16 protein-coding genes and 2 pseudogenes are annotated in these 22,940 nt (G+C 68.4%); 6 read left to right on the top strand and 12 right to left on the bottom strand.

From position 1 onward, the window contains the following. Nucleotides 1–59: 59 nt before the first annotated feature. The 5 genes from thrS to KS423_RS08440 form a co-directional block, all read right to left on the bottom strand. Nucleotides 60–1,337 carry a threonine--tRNA ligase gene (gene thrS / locus KS423_RS08420; protein ID WP_224276752.1) on the bottom strand — a complete coding sequence of 426 codons (1,278 nt, stop codon included), beginning with the start codon at nt 1,335–1,337 and terminating at the stop codon, nt 60–62. A gap of 238 nt (nt 1,338–1,575) precedes the next feature. Further along, the gene (locus tag KS423_RS08425; RefSeq protein WP_308020156.1) at nt 1,576–2,361 is read right to left on the bottom strand and encodes a leucine-rich repeat domain-containing protein; all 786 of its coding nucleotides are present in this window, start codon (nt 2,359–2,361) and stop codon (nt 1,576–1,578) included. Continuing rightward, nucleotides 2,358–2,909 (bottom strand): GNAT family N-acetyltransferase, encoded by a 552-nt coding sequence (locus KS423_RS08430; RefSeq protein ID WP_224276753.1) that lies wholly within the window; start codon nt 2,907–2,909, stop codon nt 2,358–2,360. The genes KS423_RS08425 and KS423_RS08430 overlap by 4 nt, the downstream gene beginning before the upstream one ends. Beyond that, nucleotides 2,873–4,291, bottom strand: a complete 1,419-nt coding sequence (locus tag KS423_RS08435) for a serine hydrolase (RefSeq protein ID WP_224276755.1) — start codon at nt 4,289–4,291, stop codon at nt 2,873–2,875. Before KS423_RS08435 ends, KS423_RS08430 begins: the two co-directional genes overlap by 37 nt. A gap of 199 nt (nt 4,292–4,490) precedes the next feature. Beyond that, complete coding sequence (locus KS423_RS08440) at nt 4,491–4,979, bottom strand: carboxymuconolactone decarboxylase family protein (protein ID WP_224276757.1); 489 nt, start codon at nt 4,977–4,979, stop codon at nt 4,491–4,493. A gap of 95 nt (nt 4,980–5,074) precedes the next feature. Between KS423_RS08440 and KS423_RS08445 the strand changes: the two genes are divergently transcribed. After that, nucleotides 5,075–6,034: a pirin family protein gene (locus KS423_RS08445; protein ID WP_224276759.1), complete on the top strand. Its 960-nt coding sequence runs from the start codon at nt 5,075–5,077 to the stop codon at nt 6,032–6,034. Nucleotides 6,035–6,504: 470 nt separating this feature from the next. Continuing rightward, nucleotides 6,505–7,560, top strand: a complete 1,056-nt coding sequence (locus KS423_RS08450) for a site-specific integrase (protein ID WP_224276761.1) — start codon at nt 6,505–6,507, stop codon at nt 7,558–7,560. A 359-nt stretch (nt 7,561–7,919) separates the two neighbouring features. On the opposite strand, the gene KS423_RS08455 is transcribed toward KS423_RS08450, so the two are convergent. The 3 genes and pseudogenes from KS423_RS08455 to KS423_RS08465 form a co-directional block, all read right to left on the bottom strand. Further along, nucleotides 7,920–9,698, bottom strand: a complete 1,779-nt coding sequence (locus KS423_RS08455) for a reverse transcriptase/maturase family protein (protein ID WP_224276763.1) — start codon at nt 9,696–9,698, stop codon at nt 7,920–7,922. A gap of 530 nt (nt 9,699–10,228) precedes the next feature. Next, nucleotides 10,229–11,106, bottom strand: a pseudogene (locus tag KS423_RS08460) (transposase); the annotation flags it as partial. Between the two features lie 151 nt (nt 11,107–11,257). Then, the gene (locus tag KS423_RS08465) at nt 11,258–11,482 is read right to left on the bottom strand and encodes a hypothetical protein (protein WP_224276764.1); all 225 of its coding nucleotides are present in this window, start codon (nt 11,480–11,482) and stop codon (nt 11,258–11,260) included. A 182-nt stretch (nt 11,483–11,664) separates the two neighbouring features. Between KS423_RS08465 and KS423_RS08470 the strand changes: the two genes are divergently transcribed. Continuing rightward, a complete protein-coding gene (locus KS423_RS08470; protein ID WP_224276781.1) occupies nt 11,665–12,903 on the top strand; it encodes an IS701 family transposase in 1,239 nt (412 codons plus the stop codon). A gap of 100 nt (nt 12,904–13,003) precedes the next feature. Here the strand turns inward: KS423_RS08470 and KS423_RS08475 are convergent, their stop codons facing one another. Both KS423_RS08475 and KS423_RS08480 read right to left on the bottom strand, forming a co-directional pair. Then, entirely contained in the window at nt 13,004–14,152 is a 1,149-nt protein-coding gene (locus KS423_RS08475; protein WP_224276766.1) for a serine/threonine-protein kinase, read from the bottom strand. Nucleotides 14,153–14,154: 2 nt separating this feature from the next. Next, nucleotides 14,155–15,972, bottom strand: coding sequence for a hypothetical protein (locus KS423_RS08480; protein WP_224276768.1), 1,818 nt, complete (start codon nt 15,970–15,972; stop codon nt 14,155–14,157). A gap of 122 nt (nt 15,973–16,094) precedes the next feature. On the opposite strand from KS423_RS08480, the gene KS423_RS08485 reads away from it, so the two are divergent. After that, nucleotides 16,095–18,008 (top strand): P-loop ATPase, Sll1717 family, encoded by a 1,914-nt coding sequence (locus KS423_RS08485; RefSeq protein WP_224276770.1) that lies wholly within the window; start codon nt 16,095–16,097, stop codon nt 18,006–18,008. A 124-nt stretch (nt 18,009–18,132) separates the two neighbouring features. Here the strand turns inward: KS423_RS08485 and KS423_RS08490 are convergent, their stop codons facing one another. Both KS423_RS08490 and KS423_RS08495 read right to left on the bottom strand, forming a co-directional pair. Then, entirely contained in the window at nt 18,133–19,893 is a 1,761-nt protein-coding gene (locus KS423_RS08490; protein WP_224276772.1) for a UvrD-helicase domain-containing protein, read from the bottom strand. Next, a complete protein-coding gene (locus tag KS423_RS08495; protein WP_224276783.1) occupies nt 19,893–21,122 on the bottom strand; it encodes an ATP-dependent endonuclease in 1,230 nt (409 codons plus the stop codon). The genes KS423_RS08490 and KS423_RS08495 overlap by 1 nt, the downstream gene beginning before the upstream one ends. A gap of 210 nt (nt 21,123–21,332) precedes the next feature. Here KS423_RS08495 and prpB point away from each other — a divergent pair, with 210 nt between their 5' ends. Beyond that, complete coding sequence (gene prpB, locus KS423_RS08500; RefSeq protein ID WP_374119921.1) at nt 21,333–22,253, top strand: methylisocitrate lyase; 921 nt, start codon at nt 21,333–21,335, stop codon at nt 22,251–22,253. Between the two features lie 30 nt (nt 22,254–22,283). After that, a pseudogene (locus KS423_RS08505) lies at nt 22,284–22,940 on the top strand (citrate/2-methylcitrate synthase); the annotation flags it as partial.

Consider the following 22,940-nt stretch of genomic DNA (forward strand, 5'->3'; position numbering starts at 1 on the left):
CGCACGGCGGCGGCCCCCACCCGTGCACGCGGCGCCGGATGCCGCCACCGCCCCCGGGTTCAGCGCTCGGCGCCGTCCGCCCACAGCTCCGCGCCGCACGCCGCCACCAGGGCTCCGATCCGCGCCCACGCCTCCTCGGCCGGCAGCGGCTCCAGCCGGCGGCCGTCCCGCAGCCTCAGCGCGACCCGGTCGTCCACGGCCTCCTTGGCCCCGATCACCCCTTGGTACGGCACCAGCCGGGCCTCACGGATCCGGGCACCGAGGCTGCCGTGCTCGGGGCCGGCGACCTCGGCGCGCAGTCCGAGGTCCAGGCAGCGCTGCCGGAACCGTTCGGCCTGCGGCAGTTCGGCCTCGGAGACGGGCAGCAGTATCACCTGGACGGGCGCGAGCCAGGCCGGGAACGCACCCCCGTACAGCTCGATCAGGTGGGCGACCACGCGCTCGACGCTGCCGATCACGCTGCGGTGCACCATCACCGGGCGGTGCTTGGCGCCGTCCGCGCCGACGTAGTGCAGGTTGAACCGCTCGGGCTGGTGGAAGTCGATCTGCACGGTGGAGAGGGTGAACTCGCGCCCGGCGCCGTCGGCGATCTGCACGTCGATCTTCGGCCCGTAGAACGCGGCCTCGCCCTCCGCCGCCTCGAACGGCACCCCGGAGCGCTCCAGCACCTCGGTGAGCAGTGCGACGGCGCGCTCCCAGAGCGCCGGGTCCGCCACGTACTTGCCTCCGGCGCCGGGCAGCGAAAGGCGGTAGCGGACGGGTACGACGCCCAGCGCCCGGTGCGCCTCGCGGATCAACTCCAGTGCGGCGACCGCCTCGTCGGCCGCCTGCCCCGGGGTGCAGAAGACGTGGGCGTCGTTCAACTGGATCGCCCGGACCCTGGTCAGCCCGCCGAGCACCCCGGACAGCTCGGAGCGGTACATGCCGCCCAACTCGGCCATGCGCAGCGGAAGTTCCCGGTAGCTGTGGGCCCGGGAGCGGTAGATCAGCGCATGGTGCGGGCAGAGGCTGGGGCGCAGCACCATCTCCTCGGACCCCAGTTCCATGGGCGGGAACATGTCCTCGCGGTAGTGCGCCCAGTGGCCGGAGATCTCGTACAGCTCGCGCTTGCCGAGCACCGGGGAGTAGACGTGGTGGTAGCCGGCCCGGCGCTCACGGCCGCGGATGAACTCCTCCAGGGAGTGCCGGATCGCGGCGCCGTCGGGGAGCCAGTACGGCAGGCCGGAGCCCATCAGCGGGTCGGTGTCGAACAGGTCGAGTTCGCGGCCGAGCTTGCGGTGGTCGCGCGCCGCGCGGTCATGGGCGACGTGAGCGTGCGAGGGCTGGTTGTCGTGCACGGGGATGGTCTCCACTCGGTCTGCGGGCGAGTGGGTCCGGAAACGGCGAAGCCCCGGGGCACTCGCCCCGGGGCTTCGGACTAGGTCAGCAGTCAGCGCGCCGGGACTCTCTCCGGCGTCGTCGTGGCGAGTGCAGCGCGCTTCATGCGTTCCACGGTAGCAGCTCCGCGCTGCCGGTGCTGATCCTTTCCGGATCGGAGTCCGGCGCTCAGAAGCCGGCGACTCAGAAGCCGGCGACTCAAAAGAGCGTCACGCACCCACGCGCGGCCAGCGCCGTCAGCAGCCGGGCCGACGGCCGCACCGCGTTCCACCGCAGGTCCAGCTTCTCCAGGGCGGGCAGTGCCGCCGGATCGGCCAGCCAGTCGGGCAGTTCGGTGATCCGGTTGCCGCGCAGGTCGAGGCGGCGCAGTCGCGGAAGCCCGGCGAGCACGGCGGGCAGTTCGGTGAGGACGTTCTCCCGGAGTTCCAGCTCGCGCAGCTCCGCGAGCCGGCCGACGGAGTCCGGCAATCCTGTCAACTCGTTGCCACGCAGCCACAGCTCGCGCAGCGCACCGAGTTCGCCGATCGACTCCGGCAGGACGGTGAGCCGGTTGTGCTGCGCGCGCAGCTCGATCAGCGAGGCCAATCCTCCGATGGTGGAGGGGAGTTCGGTGAGACGGTTCTCGCCGACATTGAGGTAGCGCAGCACGGTGAGCCGCCCGAGCGCCTCGGGCAGGGCGGTCAGCGCGTTGTCGTGCAGGTAGAGGAAGTCCCCGAGCCCGGTGAGGTCGCAGAGCTCGACGGGCAGTGCGGTGAGCCGGTTGTGCCCGAGGTCAAGGGTCCGCAGCCTGGTCAACCGACCGATTCCGGGCCGGAGTTCACGGATACCGGTCTCGGCGAGGATGAGCACGGTCAGCTCGGTGCGGTCCCACACCTCCGGCGGCACCTCGTCGAGCGGCCGGCGCCACAGGTTGAGCGTCAGATCCGTCATGTCCGTCACGCCCGTCGCGTCGGTCGTACCCGTCATGCCCGTCACGTCCGTCATGCCGACATCCCCTGGGCCGGACCGATGCGGAACTCCGCCAGCTGCCGGCCGTACCAGCGGTCGGTCAGCCCGGCGCTGGTCATCCCGAGGCGCCGGCAGACCGCCGCCGACCGGGTGTTGTCCGGGGCCAGCACGGCGCGGATCTCGGTCAGGCCGTCGGCGAAGCCCTTGGCCAGGACGGCCCGGGCGGCCTCGGTGGCGATGCCGTGGCCCCAGCTGTCGGGGTGAAGGTGCCAGCCGACCTCGATCTCGCCGTTCCCGTCCGGCAGCGGCACCAGCAGGACCGAGCCGGCAACCGTGCCGGTGTCGCGCCGCTCGACCGCCCAGGCGCCGTAGCGCGGGTCGGCGGAGCGCTGCCGGCAGCGCTCGACGAAGGCCCCGGCCTCCTCGGGCCCGGTCATGGCGCGCGGGGTCCGGCCGAGCCACCGGACGACCTCCCAGCGGGAGTAGATGTCGAAGGCGCGCTCCCGGTCCGCCATGGTCCACTGACGCACCACCAGCCGTTTGGTGGTCAGCACCGTCTCCGAGCCCTGTTCCGTTCCCGCCATGGCGCGTACCCCTCTCCGATGATGTGTGGATCACCGTACGCACCCGGGCCACCGGGCGAAACTCCGCAGCCGCTCCACCGCCGGAACCCGGGTGCGAAGTCCCGGCGGTGGAGCGGCGGAACAGCGGGCGGGTCAGCCGAGCTTCGGCACCACTCCGGCCGGGGCCGGCGCGCCGCCCGCCCCCTGTCCGCTGCCGCAGAAGGCCTGCTCCAGGAAGCCGGCCTCCGCCTGCATCTGCGCGGTGAACTGCGCCTCGTCGCCGCGCGGGGTGACGGACAACGACACCTGCCGGTCGCCCGAGCTCCACAGCTGGGTGCTGTACACCCGGGCACCGAGCCGTTGTGCCCGTAGACCGGACCGCAGGAGAGCTGCCGGCTGGCCAGCCCGAGCCCGTAACCCAGCGCGGTCGGCACGCCCCCGGCCTCGATCGGGACGGTCGCGGCCATCTCCTTCAGCAGCGCCGGCGGCAGCAGCCGGCCGCCCAGCAGGGCCTTGTCGAAGCGGTTCAGGTCGCCCAGGGTGGAGATCAGCTCGCCGGCCGAGTTCGCCCAGGTGAGGCTCGCCACCGTCACGTCCCGGTCGCTGCTGTCCTCCGGACCGGGGCCCTCGGGCAGCGTCCAGTAGCCGTGTGCGTGCGGGCCCCGGATATCGGTGGCCGCGCCCGGGAAGTACGTGCCGGCGAGGCCGAGCGGACGCAGGATGCGCGCGGTGACCTCCTGGGCGTAGCCGTGCCCGGTCACCTTCTCGATGATCATGCCGAGCAGGGTGTAGTTGACGTTGGAGTAGCCGAACCCGGTGCCCGGCGGGAAGTTGGGCGCGTGCGCCACCGAGGAGGCCACCACCTGGGCCGGGGTGATGTGCCGGGTCAGGCCGCCCTGGTCCAGCCAGTTCCGGATGGCCGCCGAGTCCGTCCAGTCGGGGAAGACCCCGCCCTTCTCGTTGGTGGAGTCCCAGAGTCCGGAGCTGTGGTTGAGCAGCTGACGGACGGTGATGCGGTCGCCGTTCGGGACCAGCCCGGGCAGGTGCCGCGCGACCGGGTCGTCCAGGCCGATCCGCCCCTCCCCGACCAGCTGGAGCACCGTGGTGGCGATGAACACCTTGGTGACGCTGCCGACCCGGAAGCGTCCGTCCGTGCGGAGCGGTGCGCCGGTGGCCAGGTCGGAGACGCCGGACGCGCCGCGCCAGACCCCCTTCCCGTCCCTGACCTCCGCGATCGCCCCGGCCGCGCCGGCATCGGTCAGCGCCCGCAGGGCCGCCGCCCGCGGATCGCCGGGGCCCGGTCGCCCGTCGGCGGCCTCGGCCGCACCCGCCGAGACCACCGGCCCGGCCAGTGCCAGACAGACCGCCCCCACCAACGCGGAAACAAACGTACGACGTGCCATGCGACCCCACCTTCGCCGTCGGCGAGCAGCTCCCCGCCGTCGTCGCCCAGCCTCGCCGCATCGCTGACGGCCGGTCATCCCCCGCCGGGAGGAACCGGTCGTACACCCGCCAACGGAGGGCATCCGCCGGAAGGCGGAGGCCCTCCGGCAGCCGCAACCACCGGGCCGGAGGCGGGTGGAGACCCTCCGGCAGGCCCGACTACCGGCCCGGCGCGGGGCGGACCGGATGCTTGCTCAGGATGGACACCCGGTTGAAGGAGTTGATGGTGATCGCCACCCACACCGCCGCGGATATCTCCTCGTCGCTCAGCACCTCGCGCGCCAGGGCGTACGCGGCGTCCTGGAGCGCCGCGTCCGCCGGGGCCGTGGTCGCCTCGGCCAGCCCGAGCACGGCACGCTCCCGGTCGCTGAAGACCTCGGTGTCGCGCCAGGCCGGGAGCACGCCCAGCCGCTGGGTGGTCTCGCCCTCGCGGATCGCGGCCCTGGTGTGCACGTGCAGGCAGTAGGCGCAGCCGTTGATCTGCGACACCCGGAGGTTGACCAGCTCGATCAGCCGGCGGTCCATCCCGGCCTCGGCCGCGGCCTCGCGCGCCGCCTCGGCGGCGGCCAGCAGCGCCTTGTAGGCCTGGGGGCTCTGCTTGTCGATGAACACCCGCCGGTCCGTCGGGACCACCGTCACATCACTCACCTGGACTCCTTAGGCTGATCATGCTGTCGCCCGCCACTCTGCCATGGCATGATAGTTGAATATAGAACTAAAAGCACCCCGGGAGGGACCCCACCGTGAGCACCGCCGAGACCGACCTCGTCGAGACGCCCGCCGCCGATCCGCGGGTGGAGGTCCTGCCCGCCCGGGACGTGCCGCTCGGCGGCCCGCGCGCGATGACCGTACGCCGCACCCTGCCACAGCGTTCCCGCACCATGATCGGCGCCTGGTGCTTCGTCGACCACTACGGGCCCGACGACGTCGCGAGCACCGGCGGCATGGACGTCGCCCCGCACCCGCACACCGGGCTCCAGACCGTGAGCTGGCTGTTCACCGGCGAGATCGAACACCGGGACAGCCTCGGCGTGCACGCGTACGTCCGGCCGGGCGAGGTCAACCTGATGACCTCCGGCCACGGCATCGCCCACTCCGAGGTCTCCACCCCGGCCACCACCGTCCTGCACGGCGTGCAGCTGTGGGTCGCCCTGCCCGAGGACCACCGGCACACCGGGCGCGACTTCCGCCACCACGCGCCCGGCCCGGTCGCCCTCGACGGCGGCGAGGCGCGGGTCTTCCTCGGCACCCTCGCCGGCGACACCTCCCCCGTCCCCACCTTCACCCCGCTGCTCGGCGCCGAGCTGATCCTTCGCCCGCAGGCCACCATCACCCTCGACGTCGACCCCGCCTTCGAACACGGCCTGCTGGTCGACAGCGGCGAGGTCCGCCTCCTCGACACCCTGCTGCGCCCCGCCGAACTCGGCTACGTCGCCCCCGGCCACAGCACCCTGACCCTCGCCAACACCGGCGGGGCCGACGCCCGGCTGGTCCTGCTCGGCGGCACGCCCTTCGAGGAGCAGATCGTCATGTGGTGGAACTTCATCGGGCGCTCTCACGAAGACATTACCCGAGCCCGCGAGGAGTGGATGAGCTCCGTGAACTCCGACCGCTTCGGCACCGTACAGGGCTACCCCGGCGACCGCCTGCCCGCCCCGGAGCTCCCCGGCATCCCCCTGAAGCCGCGCGGAAACGTGCGCTGACCTGCACGTTAGGCGATCGGGGATGCGGTGGCTCGGGCCACCGCACCCCCGACCCAAAGCCCCCATGCGCCCACTTCGAAGTGCCCCCGTCGGCACGCGCTTCCGCACTCGACACATGACACGGTTCGACCATCCGCGACAGCCTCTGGCAGGACTGATGCTGACTCAATGCCGAGTTTGCTGACGGTCCGTCAGAATCGATCGGGGCACTCACGGAGCCCGGGAAGTAGTCGTCGGGTGCCGCCGCGAAAACCTGCGGATGCCCTGGCCTGGCCCCCTCGGCGGCTGCCGAAGGACGGTCACCACCGGAGCGGCGCGGGCCGGAAAAGACAGCCACCATGCCGTCCGCTGCCCTCACCGGCGATCTTGCCTCAAGCCAGTTATTAGACCCGGGCCCTGCCGGACATTCCCAGCCCCCTCTGCCGGCAAGAGCCCGCCGACCCGCCCCGGCGCGGCGCTAGGGTGACCTCATGGCGGACGCCCCGACGACAGCAGCACCCTCGGTCGAGGCCCTGGACACCCTCGTCGAGCGCGCCTGCCAACCTCCCACTGGCATCTCCCGGGCAAAGCAACTGCGCTGGGTCGCCGGCGAACTGCGCACCGCCCTGGAGCGGGGCGCGATCATGCCCACGGCCGCCGGCTCACTCGCCCGGCTCTTCGCGCCGGACACCCTCGCCGACTACCTCACAGCCGCCGAGCAGGGCCTACTGCGGCGCAAGCCCGCCGCACGACCGGACCAAGCCTCACCCGCGTCCATGCGCGTCCGGGAGGACTGCCTCCGCATCCTCGGCGCCCTGGCCGGCATCACCGTCACGCTCCTGGACCGCAACCCGCCACCGGTCGAGCTCCGGCCCGTGGTCGCCGCCCGCCCGCGCGGCATCCTGCTCGGCCACCTGGAACACTCGGCCCGACCCGGCCGGTCCGAGTCCCGCAGCCGGATCCTCGCGATCATCGGCACCGTGCTGGACACCGGCTGCCGCGCCGGCGAACTCTGCGCCCTGCGCACGGACGACGTCGACCTGCACCGCGGCACGATCCGCCTCACCCGCCTCCCCCAGCACCGCAACCCGCGCACCACGCCCGCCACCATGACGGTCGGCCTGTCCGGCCCCACCCGGGCCGCGATGCGCCACTGGCTCACCGTCCGCAGCCACCTCGTCGCACGCGACACCACCCAACCCGCCGGCCCGGGCAACGAGACCACCGACGCCCTGTGGGTGAGCATCGCCCCCAGCGGCCACCCCCGCCCCGGCCTGCCCCTGCACTTCCGCGGCCTGGCCCGCGCCTATGCCCGCGCAATCAACGACCTCAACACCGAGATGGCCGCAGAACCCGGCTGGCACCCCCTGCCCCAACGCATGGAACAGCTACGTCGCGCCATCGAACTCGAACCGGCCGCCCCTGACGGTATGACTCCCCTCCTCCGCACCCGCACACCTGCGGATGACCCCAAAGCAGCGGCACCGGATAGTCGGGTCGGCCCAATGAACCGGCCCTATCCCGTAATCGGTGGCAACGAAGCGTGATAGACGTCGTTGACAGATCATGCGAGATGTCAACGAGCCTGCGGGAAAGGCCCGGCTCGCGCTGATGGTTGCCACGTTGGGCACCTCCCCCGACACGTCCTGCTAGGGAGCGTACTTGGTCGCGATCAAGGAGTGGTCCTGCTGAGGTCTTTGATCCAGATCATTGCGCCGCGTAGGTGGAGGCCGGCGAGGTAGCTGGCGGGCGTCTTGTCGTAGCGGGTGGCGATGCCTCGCCAGGCCTTCAGCTTGTTGGTTGGGTAGGCCGCGCGACGAGGTGCCTGCCATGTGCAGGTCCTTTTCCGCACGGCCCCCCTCCGAACCCGCCGTACGAGTTTCCCCGTAACGGGCTCTCCAGTGACCTATTTCGTGACGCTGCTGGTTGGCTTTCCTGAGTGGATCGTGCCATGGCAACCGGTGCAGACAAGCAGAGTCTTGCGCCGTTTCTTCGCCATGACCTGGCGCCATTCAGTAGGTGGATCTCCCTCGTCGAGGTCGGCGAGTTTTCGGATGTGATGCACTCGCACGTCTTCCGGCGTCCCGCATAGCTCGCACTCCCCCTTCAAGAGCCGGGTAATCAGCTCTTTTCTGGGGCGGGGGTTGGCCACTTGACGGTCCACGAGGACCGCTGCCTTCTGTCGCGTCAGTGAGATTCCGCCGAATCGTGCGACCAGTGGCTTCCTACCTGCGCTGCGGGGGATGCTGGCTTCGAAGCATGTGCGGGACCCATATGGTGTCTCGACTTTGGCCTTGTAGCGGGCCGCCATCTTGGACGCGGTCGAGCGATGCTTCGCTGCCAGTGTCTTGAGCAACGAGGTTTCCATGGCCCAACGCAGCCGATGCAATCGGCATACGTTGCCAGCCAGTAGGTAGTACTGGACGATGCCCCGGTATTCGGCCCCGTAGACGTTAATAATGGCGTAGTCGTCGTCGTTGAGAAGCTGGGGCCGATGCGCGGGTTTTCCGCGACTGAAATACAGGGCTGCCTTCTCTCGAATCGCCTTTGCTGGCACGCGTAAGGCAATCGACCCGTTGGTCGTCCTGCGGCCCCGGGTTGCCTGCCTATCGTTGTGCTGGACGGCGATCTCGTATCCGAGGAACGTTGCCGCGCCCTTGCGGGCGTGGGTGATCAGCGTCTTTTCTGGCGACATTTCCAACTTGAGGTCGTCACGGAGGAATGCCGCGAGGCGCCGTTTGATCTCTTCAGCCTCGGATTTCGGCCCGATGAACCCGAGCAGAGTGTCATCGACGTATCGCACGTAGCGCAGTCTTCGGTAGCCCGGATCGTTCGGATCCACGCTGGGAATACTGCGCTGCCGCTTGCGTAATGACCGGACTTCGGTCCGGTCGCCGCGCCTGCGGGCGCGCGCGATCGCGTTGACCACCTCCAGGTAGGCAGGGTTGCGCACCCTGCTCCGCCCTCGCGTGTACTGCGGAATCAGAACCTTCTCGACAAATCTGTCCAGTCGGTGGAGGTAGATGTTGGACAGAAGCGGAGAGAGTACCCCGCCCTGGGGAGCCCCACTGAGCGTGGCGCCCCAGGTCCAGTCCTCCATGTACCCGGCCTCAAGCATGTTTCGCACTAGCCGAAGAAACCGGCCATCGTGAATTCTTTCTGACAGGGTCTCGATGACGACTTGATGGTCGATCGATCCGAAGCAGTCGGAGATATCACCTTCGATGAACCAGGTCGTACCCGTCCAGGTATTGCCCACCTCGGTTAAGGCCGTGTGGCATCCCCGTCCGGGCCGGAACCCGTGGGAACGGTCGGAGAACTGCGGCTCGTAGTACGCCTCCAGAAGGAGACGCATCACTTCACCAACCAGCTTGTCCGTCCATGTCGGCAGCCCAAGCGGGCGAAGCTTCCCATTCTTCTTGGGAATGCCGACCCGCTTGACGGGACTAAATCGGTAGCGCTCGTGACGCATCGCATCGATGATGCGCCCGATCTTGTCCAACGACATGCCGTCCACGGTTTCTTGAGTGACTCCAGGCGTCATCGCTCCCTTGTTGGAGTAGATGCGTCCGTAAGCCACTAGGTACAACTGCGGATTGAACATCTGCCGATACAGTTCATTGCACGGCAGTTCACGCCTGCCGCGCTCACGAAGGATGCCTAACACCGTGTCGGCACTCTGCATTTCGCATACCTTCCGGTCTCGTTCGCATCCAGTCACCTGTGCCCCTTCGCCCTGCGAGCGGCTTTCCCACTCTCCTCGGCAGGTCGTTACTCCTGCGACTACTACGAGCACTCCGTCGCCCTAGGGCTTGCACCCCGTAGGCGATCCCACGTTCGTCCTTGTTGTACGTTATAGCGTGACGTAGGCGCCCCACTCATCTCCTTGAATGTCCTCACTGGACATCGCCCCATGCCGCAGAGGGTGCGTCGACCCCTGATCAAGGCCGTCACAGGACATGGCATCGGTTTCAGTAGCCTTTCCGATGGATGCGAACTTTCATCGACTGGAGATTGGGGTTCAGGCAATCCAGCTTTCGCCATATCACGCGGGCCCCTCAGTGCACCGTCCCTGGCAACTGGGCCCGGTCACTGATTTTCTGGCATGCTCTGGTCCCCATCACCTTTCGGATCCAGGTGAGCCATCAGGCCCAGGAATATCCCTCCAATTCCTCCCGGCTGAGCCGGGGATACATCAAGGCGCCTCGTGGCGCACATCAGGCGCTCGACGGTGTTGCGCTCCTTGTAGAGGTCGGCGTCGTGGCTGACGGGCCGGCCGCCTGCGCTGCCCTTCCTCGTCCGGTTGGCGGCCTGGTCGTTCTTCTCCGGGATGACGGCCTTGATCGCGCGTTGACGCAGGTGGGCGCGGTTGCCGCGGGACGAGTAGGCCTTGTCCCCGGCGACCGCGTCGGGCCGGGTGCGGGGACGGCCGACCGGCCCGCGGACCCGTAATTTCTTGAGCACGGGGATGAACTGCGGGCTGTCGGCGGCCTGCCCCTCGGTCAGCACGAACACCAGCGGTCGACACTTCCGCTCACCGGCAACATGGATCTTGCTGGTCTGCCCACCTCTGGAGCGTCCGAGCAGTGCGGCCTTCAGGCGGAGCTTGCGCCGCCGCCGGGCACGTCGTCGTTCTTCGCGTTCTGGATCATCCGCGGTGTCCTGTCCGTCTTGTTCTTCCGGGCCGCCCCTTTTTGCCGGGCCTTCTCCGCCTCGTCGGCGGCCTTCTCCAGGGCCGCCAGGGCGTCGGGGCGCAGGTGCATCCCGGCGGCGTCGTGGTGGGCCCGAACGGTGGTGGAATCCACGCTGACCAGCGACAAGTCCACCTCGCCCCGCCTCGCGGCCTCCGCGATCGCGCCCTCCAGCAGGGCTTCGAAGACGCCCGCGTCACGCCACTGCCGGAAGCGGTTGGAGACGGTCGACCACGCGCCGAACTCCGCCGGCATCTCCCGCCACTGCCCTCCGGTCCTGAATCGCCAGATCACGCCCTCGAACTGCTGCCGCAGCCGCTCCGGGTACGGGCCGTACTCGCCGATCGGCAGGTACGGCCCGATGAACTCCCACTCCGCATCCGTCAGTTGCACTCGCGTCACGCGACATGATCTACCTGATCAGGCCTCGCCGTGAGAGCGAATCCCACAGATTGATCACGACCCGATACCCGCCCTAGTACGGCAGTTGTAGATCGTGATCTTGTCCATGGGCGGCCGGCCATCGCGATGCTGAGACTCGCTCGACGGGCCTCTATCCCGCCGATCCACCTGCCGGGTCTTCTGCGCCGTCGACGACCGAACGAACGCACTTCATCCAGTCCTCCCAGGCGGCGGGATCCGTCGGCCCACCGTCCGCCTCGATGCCAATGTCGCCCAGGAGCGTGAGAAGGTCGTCCCCGGCGCGGTTCGCGAACTGCCACACGAACCGCGACATGGCCACGAAGGCTTCGCGCTCACTCAACTCGTAGCGACTCATCAGGGCTCTCCATCCTCGGGCGGGGCCCGGCAATCCAGAGCAGGCAGTCGTGATCCTGCGCGCTTGGTCAAGGGTGCGGCCACCGAAGATCATCGTGGTTTGTGAAGACAACGAAGGATCAAGCGGTGGCCGCAGGTCACAGCGTAGACGTTGAACGATGGCAGGCCATGTTCGAGGGCCTGATGAACCGTGTGGCAGGTCGGTTCGCCCGGGTGGAACCCCGCCGCCGGGCCCGCTCCCTGGTACTGGGTCTGCTGTCGGACTTGCCGCGCAAGAACTGCTGGACGATCGCCGAGCACGCCGGGGACACCACCCCCTACGGGATGCAGCACCTACTGGGCCGCGCCAAGTGGGACGCCGACGCGGTCCGCGACGACATCCGTACCTACGTGGTGGACCACCTGGGCGACGAGGAGGCGGTCCTCGTCGTGGACGAGACCGGCGACCTGAAGAAGGGCACCGCGACGGTCGGCGTCCAGCGCCAGTACACCGGCACTGCGGGCAGGATCGAGAACGCCCAGGTCGCGGTCTACCTCGTCTACTCCGCGCAGGCCGGACACGCCGCCGTCGACCGGGAGTTGTACGTCCCTCGCTCCTGGACCGAAGACCGCCGGCGGTGCGGGTCGGCTGGGATCCCCGACCGCGTCGGCTTCGCTACCAAGCCCGCTCTGGCCGCACGGATGATCACCCGCGCCCTGGACTCCGGCGTCCCGGCGCGATGGGTGGCCGGCGACGAGGTCTATGGCGGGAACCCGACTCTTCGCACCGCGCTTGAGCAGCGCGAGGTGGGATACGTCCTCGCGGTCGCCCGTGACCACCCGATCGCTACGCGGGCGGGGAAGTCGCGGGCGGATGCCCTGGTCAAGAAGATGCCTAAGCGGGCCTGGCAGAAGCTCTCGGCCGGGACCGGGGCGAAGGGCCACCGCTTCTACGACTGGGCCGTGGTCCACATTGCCGAAGACCGCCCCGGACATCACCAGCTCCTGGTCCGCCGCAACCGGCGCACAGGCGAACTTGCCTTCTACCGCTGCTATTCACCCACGACTGTGCCGTTGTCCACGCTCGTACGGGTGGCCGGGCGTAGGTGGACGGTCGAGGAGACCTTCCAGTCCGGAAAGGGGCTGACCGGACTGGACGAGCACCAGGTCCGCCGGTGGACGTCCTGGCACCGCTGGGTCACTCTCGCGATGCTCGCGCACGCTTTCCTGGCTGTCGCCACCGCGCACGAACGCGCACACCGGCCCGCCCCCGACGGGCTAATCCCGTTGACCTGCAACAAGATCGCGCATCTGTTCAACACCCTTATCGTGCGGCCTGCTCACACCTCCGAGCACCGCTTCCGCTGGTCCCACTGGCGCCGACGCCATCAGGCCAGAGCCCGCAACAGCCACTATCTGCGACAAGCATCAGCCCGACCATGATCACGATCTACAGCTGCCGTACTAGGCCCTGTCCGGACGATCTTGCCGGATCACCGCGCGGATCTTCCGGTCGCGCGGTGCGGACGCGCGGGCCCCTTCGTCAGTCAGGCACGGCGATCCATCGGGCCATGGCCTCGAACGCGTCCAGGGCTTGGGCGTCGTAGGGGCCGAACTCGGACCGGCAGTCCTCGCCGAGTTCCTCGTACAGGGCAACCGCCCCGCGTCGGTCACCCGATTCTCCCGTCAGTTCGGCGAGTCTCATGCGGGCTTCGACGATTGCCAGAGTCGTCGTGTAGCCGTGCGCCATCTGGAGTTTCCGGATGTGCCGTTCCAGCTCACGAATGCGTTCCACGTAGTCGGGATTCACGTGAGGTGCCCCACTCGGTACGAGAGCGCCTCCCGTCGGCTGCGGGGCGTGCTTGACCTGCTGGATCAGGCGGGCGACGGTCAACGCGTCATGGGGTCTGCGGCCAGGCTCCTTCGCGAGGAGGTTCAGCGTCAGGTCATTCAACTCCTCCGGCACCCCGGGGCGGACGTTCTGCGGAGGCACGGGAGCGGCACGGACGTGCATATCGGCGATCAGGTAAGGTGCCGTTTCCCGGAATCCGAAGGGCGGCCGACCGGTCAGCATCTCGTACAGGACGCACCCGAGCGAATACAGGTCGCTACGGTGGTCGCCCGGCTCACCCAGGCAGCGCTCCGGTGAGGCGTACATCCAGGTGAGCCCGGGGCTGTTCGTCTCGGTCATGTCCAGAAGCCGGGCGAGACCGAAGTCCACGAGCTTCACATCACCCCGCTCGGTGATCATGATGTTGGCGGGCTTGATGTCGCGATGGACGACCTCGGCATCGTGAGCGTCGGCGAGCCCCTCGCACAATTGAGCGCTCCAGCGCACGGTTTGTTCGAGCGTCAAGGCGGTGCCTCCGCCCATGTACTTGGACAGCGGACGCCCATCCACACGTTCCATGACGAGGTGGTACCTGTCGTTCTCCTCCCCTTGGTCGTACACGGTGACCACAAAGGGACTGCTGACCCGGGCGGTCGCGCGCGCTTCCCGAATGAACTTGCCCACCATCTGCTGGGTCCGGTCTTCCCGGTCTCCGCCACGGCGCAGCCGGTCGAGGGCAAGGAACTTGATGGCAACGGGGCGATCGAGCTGCCTGTCGTGGGCCAGCCACACATCACCCATGCCACCGCTGCCCAGCTTGTACTCGAGGCGGTAGCGGCCCGCGATGAGCTGTCCGTCCACGCTCAATCCTCATGTTGCGGCGTCGACAAGTCTCCGGTCGCTGGAGACCACGTGCTCAGCTGGTCCGCCGTCGCCAGGTCGGCGGACCACTGCCGGAGCAGTTGGGAGTGCTGCTTGAGTGCCCCTTCCAGCTTCGCCGTGCTCGCCGCTTGATGGCGGGAGCCGTCCTCACGGAGTCTGCGCCGCCGCAACGGGACGCTGGCCACACCCCAGGTGCCTGCGATGAGCGTCAGCACGGATACGACCGTACCCAGGCCGGCCGCAGGTCCACCGACGAGGAGTGCCAGCCCGCCGAAGACAACGGCGGCGATGAAGAACGCGAGGATGCGCGGCCATAGGGGGGCGACCGCGTCGACGGCTTCGTCGGTGTTTCGCATCAAGTGCTGCCGAAGCTCACCGATCAGCTGCTGTCGCGCCTCGGGCCTGATCGGAGCGGGCGGCAACTCGCAGGACCAGTCGTCCACCGTGAGGGTGAGGCGCTCGGAAAGAACGGTCTCGGATTGTTCGGAGAGGGCAGCGGCTGCAGAGCGGAGATTCGGCCAGAGGCTCTGGAGAATGAGAAGACGAGCCGGGTATCCGAGGTTTCCCGACTCCGGCTCGAAAATGGCCCGTTCGAGAATGCTATGGAAGTCGGACGGTTCCCGATCCTCCGGATCAGGGAAGTCCGAGGCGGCTGCGCTTGAGTCCCCTTCATGCCGGATGATCGTGCGCAGACGCTCCATCTGCCGATGCATCTGGTCCTCGTCGGGGTCCAGCTGGGCGATGAGGTGACCCAGGGCTACATCGGTGCGCTGGCCGCCCTCAGCGGCCAGCGGGTCGGCCGAGTACTCGTCCCGCAGGTAGTCGAAGGTCCCCTTCACCACTCTTGCCGAATGCCAACCGCCCTGAATTGTGGCCCATTGGGTTCCGCACAGATCCTCCAAGGTCTTGAACTTCCCCGAGTCCCCGACGCCTTTCTCCGACATCCAGGGGCGCCAGCGGGTGAGATGCATCAGGGCACGGTCCGCGTGAGACATTGTGAAGAGGCGGGCGTTGGCCTCACGGTCCCAGCGCACCATCGCCTGACGTGCATAGGTAAGCGCGTCAAAGCCCAACTCGGCGCCAGCGACCGCGTCGAGGACGACGGTGAATTCCTGACCCAGGTCAAAAGGGTCCAGGCTGGACAGGTACCGGTCCATCCAGCGGGCGGCCTCGCTCTGCTGCTTCCGGCGCGAACACGTGAGGGCGAAGAAGAGCGTGGCTTTGGCCCGGTCGAGGTTGAGAGCGTGACTGCGGGCCCGATCGGCGCGGGCGGTGTCGTTGCTGTACCCCGCAGCGACCGCTACGACGGCTGGAGCGAGCCAGAAGGACGGCTCCAGGAGCAGCTGCTCCTGGGTGCATGCCTCGATCGTGTCGATGCTCACGAGCCCTCGAGCCACACCGCTTTCGGTCAGTGCGTGCACCAGACCCCTGGCGAGAGCACGTACTTGGCGGCGGTGGGAGAACCTCGCCTGCCACTCCGTCGTCAGGCGGGACAGCTCGGCCCGCGCATTGGTCACGATCTGGTCCCTGCCGTAGCGGGCCACGAAGTCGGTGAGGGCACCGTGGGTGACGTCCGCCTTCTCACTGACGCTGCCTATCGCAGTCCTCGCATGCGAGAGGGAGACCGAGAGCTCGCGCAGCTCGCGTTCCAGCCGGGCGATGCCCGTTCGCGCTTCGCCGAGGTGGTTTCCGAGATCGCCGATGTGGCGGTCCTGAGCGGCACCCAGCCTTTCGATCTGATCGTTCAGGCTCTGCACTCTGCCGCAGAGCTCTTCCCACTGCTCCACCGGTTCGTCCATGCGTCCCCCCGACACCCCGCTTGCCGCTCCGTTCCGTGGACCGTCTCCATTATCCTGACGTCGCGGGGCGAGGGGACGTAATCTGGCGAATACGGTCAGGGGAGCACGTCCGGGGAGAGCGCGTGAGTCAGGAAGCCGATCTGGTCGGCAAGTTGTTCTTCGGTCGAGATGACGCCGAGAACGATCTCAAGGACGGCCTGCTGGGAGGCGTCGTATTTCGGCCGAACTATGCGTACCGGGAGGCGCTTTCCGGACGGAAGTCCCTGATCATCGGCCGCAAGGGCTCAGGAAAGAGCGCCATCTGCCATCAACTGGCGACGGCGGAGGGCCATCAGGGTCCGTCGATCCTGATCACCCCGGACGACGCGGCCGGCGACGAGATCCGCCGCTTCGAACTCCAAGGCGTCACCGATGACACCGCCAAGTCCCTTATCTGGCGGTACGTCTTCGCGGTGCATGCGGCGCGTCACCTCACCACTCATGCCCGCACAGCACATGGTCGACGCGTGCCAGCCTCTGTTCGAGCCCTGCGCACCTTCCTGAGGGATAACGGCGAGTCCGGCGAAGCCGGCCTTTACGACCGACTGCGGCGAGGGGTGCGCGGTCTGCAGTCGGCGAATCTCTCCCTCAAAGCATTCGGTGTCGAGGCCGCGCTGGGCGTCAACGGTGCCTCCGAAGGCGCCCGGGCCAGCCGCCAGTTGGAGGTCCTGGAGGACGGCGTGGCCGAAGCCTTCGCCGACCTGGGTTGTGCAACCAGCCACCCCCCTCTGCTGTTGCTCGTCGACCAGCTCGAACAGGTATGGACCATTTCCCCGGAGAGTCACGCGCTGGTCACCGGACTGCTGCTGGCGGCAAAGCACTTGGGCCATTTCGGTGGATCGGTTCGGGTCGCCCTGTTCATCCGAGCAGACATCTATGACACGTTGAACTTCGGCGATGGCGACAAGTTCCACAGCGATGAGATTCGGATCGAGTGGACACGGGATGCTCTTGCGGACGTCGCCCTGGCCCGGGCCCGAGCCGCCCTCAGGACGAACCTGACCGATGAGCAGTTGTGGGGTCAGCTCTTTCCCCCGAGCGTCCAAGGGGAGCCGACCGCCGAGTACCTCTTCAGCAGGGCCCTTCCGCGGCCGAGGGACGCGATCCAGCTGCTCAACGCCTGTCAGAGCGTGGCCGCCGAGCGGGGCGGCCCGACCATCACCGAGGACGATGTACTGGCGGCGACCGCACGGTTCTCCCGCTGGAAGCTTCAGGACCTCGTCAAGGAGTACCTGGTCAACCATCCGTTCCTTCGGTCCTTGTTCGCGCTGTTCGAGAACACCGGATACGTGGTGATGCGATCGGCGCTGGCGACCAGGTTCGAGTGTCAACGGGAGGCCCTCCATCTGGCGTTCCCCGCCTACACCGAGAGCTTGACCGCACAGGGGGTGATCGACGTGCTGTACGGGGCGAGCTTCCTCGGCGTGCGCCGCGGCAGCGCCGTCGTATACGCCGGAGGTACCCAGGCACCGCCGCTGCCGGGCGAGGACGAATTCCACGTTCACCCTTGCTTCCGGCCTGCGCTCAACAGCATTGAGTCCGTGGAGCTCCCCGCATATCTTCCGGGTCGGGTGAGGAACGCCGTGGTCAGTCAGGTTGCGCTCGTGGCCGCCATTGCCGGTGCCGACGTCGGCCTGGTGGTCAACCGGGACCTCCGTCTGCTGGATGAAGTGGTCGGAGCCAGCGAACGGTTGCTGCGCCAGTTGGCGCGGTCAGGTCTGCCGGAGTTGACTCGGGACGAAGTGAACACGCAGATCGGGCGCGTCTTGGCAGCGGCCGGCGCAGCCCGAGATCATCTCCAGTTAGGAGGAACGTTGGATGTTCAGGCCCATGTCCTGACGGCTTCCGGTTATTTCGACAACCTTGCAGTCCAGCTCGGCACCCTCGGATTCAGCGATCGGCCCGTGACTCGACGGCTTGAGGACGAGGCGCGAGCCCTGATCCGCTCGGTCGGTGGCGCCGCGGGAGGCGGCGGTGGATCGGACTCGGCGTCGTGACTGACCCGGCCTGTACCCGGGCCGACGGGCAGGGCAGGCGATCGCCACACGATCGACCGGACAGGTCCTAGCCGCTGCAGCGTAACCACACAACTGCGGGCCCTCGTCGCGGGACGCAGTGCGGCTACCTTCCAGTCGTCGCCGGGCGGACCTGGTACGGGACGGCGTCCCTCGACAGCAGCTTCGTCACCCGCTCCGTGTGGCCGACCGGTGCCACCAACATCAGGAGCGCCTGCGCTCGGGACGCCCCGACGTAGAGAACACGCCTGGCTTCGGTCTGGAACCCGAACTCCCAGTCGTCGAGGACCGTCCGGCCGGTGGCGTCCTTGCGCATCCTCGTCGGAAGAGTCAGCGCGACGGCCGGAAACTCCTGGCCCTTCACCCCATGGATCGTCGAGGACAAGATCTCGGATGCGGCCTCTGCTTTGAGGAGTCCCTCCCAATCCTTGGCTTTTGGGGCTCGGAAGACGGAGCAGTCGACCGTCAGCTGTGAAGGCCAATCCAGTTGGGCGACCCTCGCTCGGAGCTCAGCGCTGAATCCGGATGCGGTCTTGTCCCGCGGCTCCAAGGCCTGACAGAGGCGGATGGCCGTGTCCCGCAGCCATCGGCGCTCGATTCCGATGGCGTCCAGCACTGCGTCCAGGGACAGCTCGTTGAGGGAGCCGGCGGCCACCGCCTGGATCAGGTACCTTTCGACCCGTTCGAGTGCTGCGACGCGGGACTTTCCATCGGAGCCGGTCCTGAGCTTGTGGCCGGCGTCGACAACGGCGGCGACACGGTTGGCGCCGACCAGGTCGGTCCCGGCAGCGCCGACTGCCCGTAGGGCATCGGCCCCTCCATGCGAGACGATGATCGTCTGGCTGGCGGAGAGCCCGTTCTCCGCCGCCACGGACAGTACCTGGGGCGCGATGTCCTCGGCCTTCCGGTAGCCGATGACGTGGACCGGTACGGTGCTTCCCGCATGCGGGCCACTGGCCCGGTCCGGCTGCCCACTGACCCGGAGTGAGGAGTTGATGGCGCATATGGCCGGCGTGCTGCGGAAGTTGTGACTCAAGCTGATCTGGCGGGGAAGTCCGGCTCCGAACGCCTTCACCCGCTCGGGCACCGCGCGTCGGAATTCGTAGATCGACTGATCGAGGTCGCCGATCATCAGGACCCGGATACCGCACTCCAGCAGGAACTGGAGGATCACGAGCTCGTCCTCGCCGCAGTCCTGCGCCTCGTCGACAACGATCTCCGCGAAGCGGTTGGCGATGAGCGGCTGGATCGCAGCTCGCATGGTGGGATCCGCGAGCCAAGCGCAGGCGAGACGCCGGGATGTGTCACACGTGAGCGTTCCCGCCCTGAGAAGCCCCTGGTGGATCGCACCGGCCCTGCGCTCGGCGTCCGCCCGTCGAGTACCGGTCAGCAGGCCCGTGAGCGCAGGTCCCGCCGTACGCGGAATCCGCTCGGGGCGCAGCTCCGCACGACCCGTGCCGTCGAAGTCGAACCACGAGAGCTCAACATCGGGCACCCGAGCCTTGATCGGCAGTCGGAAGGATGACAGCCCGATATCGTCCCAGGACTGGACCAGCCTCGGGCTCACCTTGAACACGGCGCGGTACAGGGGAGCCACGAGGTAGCGGGCGATGAAGCTGTCGAAGGTCCCGACGAAGTGCGGGGCCTTCATCGCGTCGTGCCGATCGGCGCAACGGCTCCGGACCTCGTCCACCGCGGCGTTGGTGAACGACACGAGAGCGATGCCCTTGCGCGGCTCCTCCTCGACGCGGCGCAGGTATCGTGCGACGACAGCGCGTGTCTTGCCGGCCCCGGGGCAGGCCGTCACGAAGGCGCTCTCGGCCACCTCCTCGACGAGGGCGCGCTGGTCATCGGTCAGCTCCGGCATCACTCGCCGTCTCCGGTCTCAGGGGCGGCCGCGTTGGAGACAACGGCATCGATCGCCCCGCGAAGGTAGTCCGGCACAGTGAAGGGCTCGCCGTCCTGGAGGAGCAGCGCGACGTCGTGCGCGAACTCGCCCTTGCTGATGAAGGGCTTCTTCTTGTCCCTGAGCTTCTTGTAGAAGGCGAGTGCCGGCTCGTCCGCGGCCGTGATGGCCTCCCAGTGCTTCTGGGACCGCTTGTGCTGGGCCAGGTAGGCGGTACCCAGGACCTTGTCGTTGCCTTTCGGGGCAAGAAGGTCGGCTTCGAGGGTGTACTTGGCCTCCGCGACGATCAACCGCTCTCCTGCGCCGAGCTGCCTGGCCACCGCCAGGAGGTCGTTGCGGCGGTTCCAGGCGGTCGAGTCGTCCTCTTCGCCCTGCTCGTCGGCATTCGCCTCTTCGTCCTCCGCGGAGGAGAGCGGCAACTCGGTCGATGTCTCGTGGTCGTCGGCGGCCGGCGCGAGGTCGTCAGGAATCTCCGGATCCGCGTCCGTGATGACCACCAGCTGGTCCAGCAGACGGCAGCCGTTGACCTCGCCCAGGAGCAGCTCGATGTAGGGGCGGAAGTCGACACTGCCCACGTTGATGATCGTGGCCGCCTGGAACTCTCTCCGCCGGGCGACGTCCTCCGGAGTATCGCCCTTGTACAGGCAGTGCTTGGCGATCACCGGCAGCAGCACCGCCTCGGCGATTCCCTCGACGAGAATCACCTTCCGGGCGAAGAGAAGTGCCGCGCGGGTCGCATCGAGGTACTGGTTGATCTTCCGCCGACTCCGGTCATCCAGCGGCAGCCGGCGCAGCGGAACGGCCTGGGTGGAGTTCCGCCCGCCTCGGGCCGGGGACTTGCCCTCGCCCGCCGGATCAAGGACCGCGTTGCTGCGCAGTGCGACGACGTTGTCGATACCCACCGCGCTCGCCAGATGGGCTGAATGCGTCGTCGCGACGACCTGGATCCGGCCGGCCGGTTCATGCGTGTCGTCCTTGGCGGAGCCCCGGGCCTGTTCCTGGAGGTAGTCCAGCAGTACCGCCTGCAGCTGTGGGTGCAGGTGCGCTTCGGGCTCCTCGACGAGGAACAGGGTGAGTTCGGAGTCCTTCGCCTTGGAGAGTTCCAGGACGACTGTCGCAATGAACAGCAGGTTCGCGTAGCCGAGCCCCGAGTCCGCGAGATCTGCCGGATCGATGCCCTGCTCGGACATCTTGAGGCGAAGTGCACGCGTGAGCCGGTTGAGCTCGTAGTCGTGGAACCCCACATCGACGTACTGTCCCCGCACCGCCTGCGTCAGGCCACTGAGGTGTCCCTGGATCGCCTCGGACGTCTTGGTGAGGACCGGGTCCTCCCTCAGCCCTTCGAAGGCAGTGTTGGCCTTCGTCAGGAAGACGTCCCGCTCGTCCTCGCTGGTCAGTTGCTGAATGACCCTGGCGAGCCGGCTGTTCTCCGCCGAGCCCAGCTCCCGCTGGGCGTCCCGCAACGGCGCGTCGCCTCCGGACGGCTGCTGCGCATTCCCGGCGCGATCAACCCGCTCTCCGCCCGCCTCATCCAGGACACCGGCTTCGACGCGGTCTACCTGTCCGGCGCCGTGCTCTCCGCCGATCTCGGCCTGCCCGACATCGGCCTCACCACCTCCACCGAGATCGCCGCCCGCGCCCAGCAGACCACCAGGGCCACCGACCTCCCGGTCCTCATCGACGCCGACACCGGCTTCGGCGAACCGATGAACGCCGCCCGCACCGTCCAGCTGATGGAGGACGCGGGCCTCGCCGGTCTCCATCTGGAGGACCAGGTCAACCCCAAGCGCTGCGGCCACCTCGACGGCAAGGCGGTCGTGCCCCGCGAGGAGATGGTCCGTCGGATCAGGGGCGCCGTGGACGCCCGTCGCGACCCCGACTTCCTGCTGATGGCCCGCACCGACGCCCGCTCCGTCGAAGGACTCGATGCGGCGATCGACCGGGCGAAGGCCTACGTCGACGCCGGAGCCGATGCCGTCTTCCCGGAAGCCCTCGCCGACATCTCCGAATACGAGGCCTTCCGCGAGGCGGTGGACGTGCCGCTGCTCGCGAACCTCACCGAGTTCGGCAAGACCCCGCTGCTGGACACCCGCACCCTGGAGAGCCTCGGCTACAACATCGCCCTCTACCCGGTCACACTGCTGCGGCTCGCCATGGGCGCGATCGAGGACGGGCTGCACACCATCGCCGCCGAGGGCACCCAGGCCTCCCTGCTGCCGCGCATGCAGACCCGCTCCCGGCTCTACGAACTCCTCGGCTACCAGGAGTACTCGGCCTTCGACTCGGCCGTCTTCGACTTCACCCTCCCGCCCGGCACCTGACCGGCCACCACGTACCGGAGGCACCGACCCATGCCCACCACCGCACCTGAGGTCCATCGCGGCCTCGCCGGTGTCGTCGTCGACACCACGGAGATCTCCACCGTCATTGAGGAGACCAACTCCCTGACCTACCGTGGCTACCCCGTCCAGGACCTCGCCGCCCACCGCTCCTTCGAGGAGGTCGTGTACCTGCTGTGGCACGGCGAACTGCCCGACGACGCCCAGCTGCGCGAGTTCCGGGCCCGCGAGCGCGCCCTGCGCCCGCTCGACCGCACCACCGCCGAACTGCTCGCCCGGCTACCCGAGACCTGCCACCCGATGGACGTGCTGCGCACCGCCGTCAGCTTCTTCGGCGCCGAGGACCCGGCCGAGGACGACGGCCGCCCGGCCCCCAACCTCGCCAAGTCCCTCACCCTGCTGGCCAAACTGCCCACCGTCGTCGCCGCCGACCAGCGCCGCCGACGCGGCCTGGCCCCGATCCCGTCGGACCCGGACCTCGGGTACGCGGAGAACTTCTTCCACATGTGCTTCGGCGCGGTGCCCGCCCCCGAGGTCGTGCGCTGCTTCGAGATCTCACTCGTGCTGTACGCCGAACACAGCTTCAACGCCTCGACGTTCACCGCCCGGGTCGTCACCTCCGCCCTCTCCGACCTCTACAGCGCCGTCACCGCGGCGATCGGCGCGCTC

Origin of the sequence: Streptomyces sp. LS1784 (assembly GCF_020103755.1) — a bacterium.
Classification (GTDB): Bacteria; Actinomycetota; Actinomycetes; order Streptomycetales; family Streptomycetaceae; genus Kitasatospora.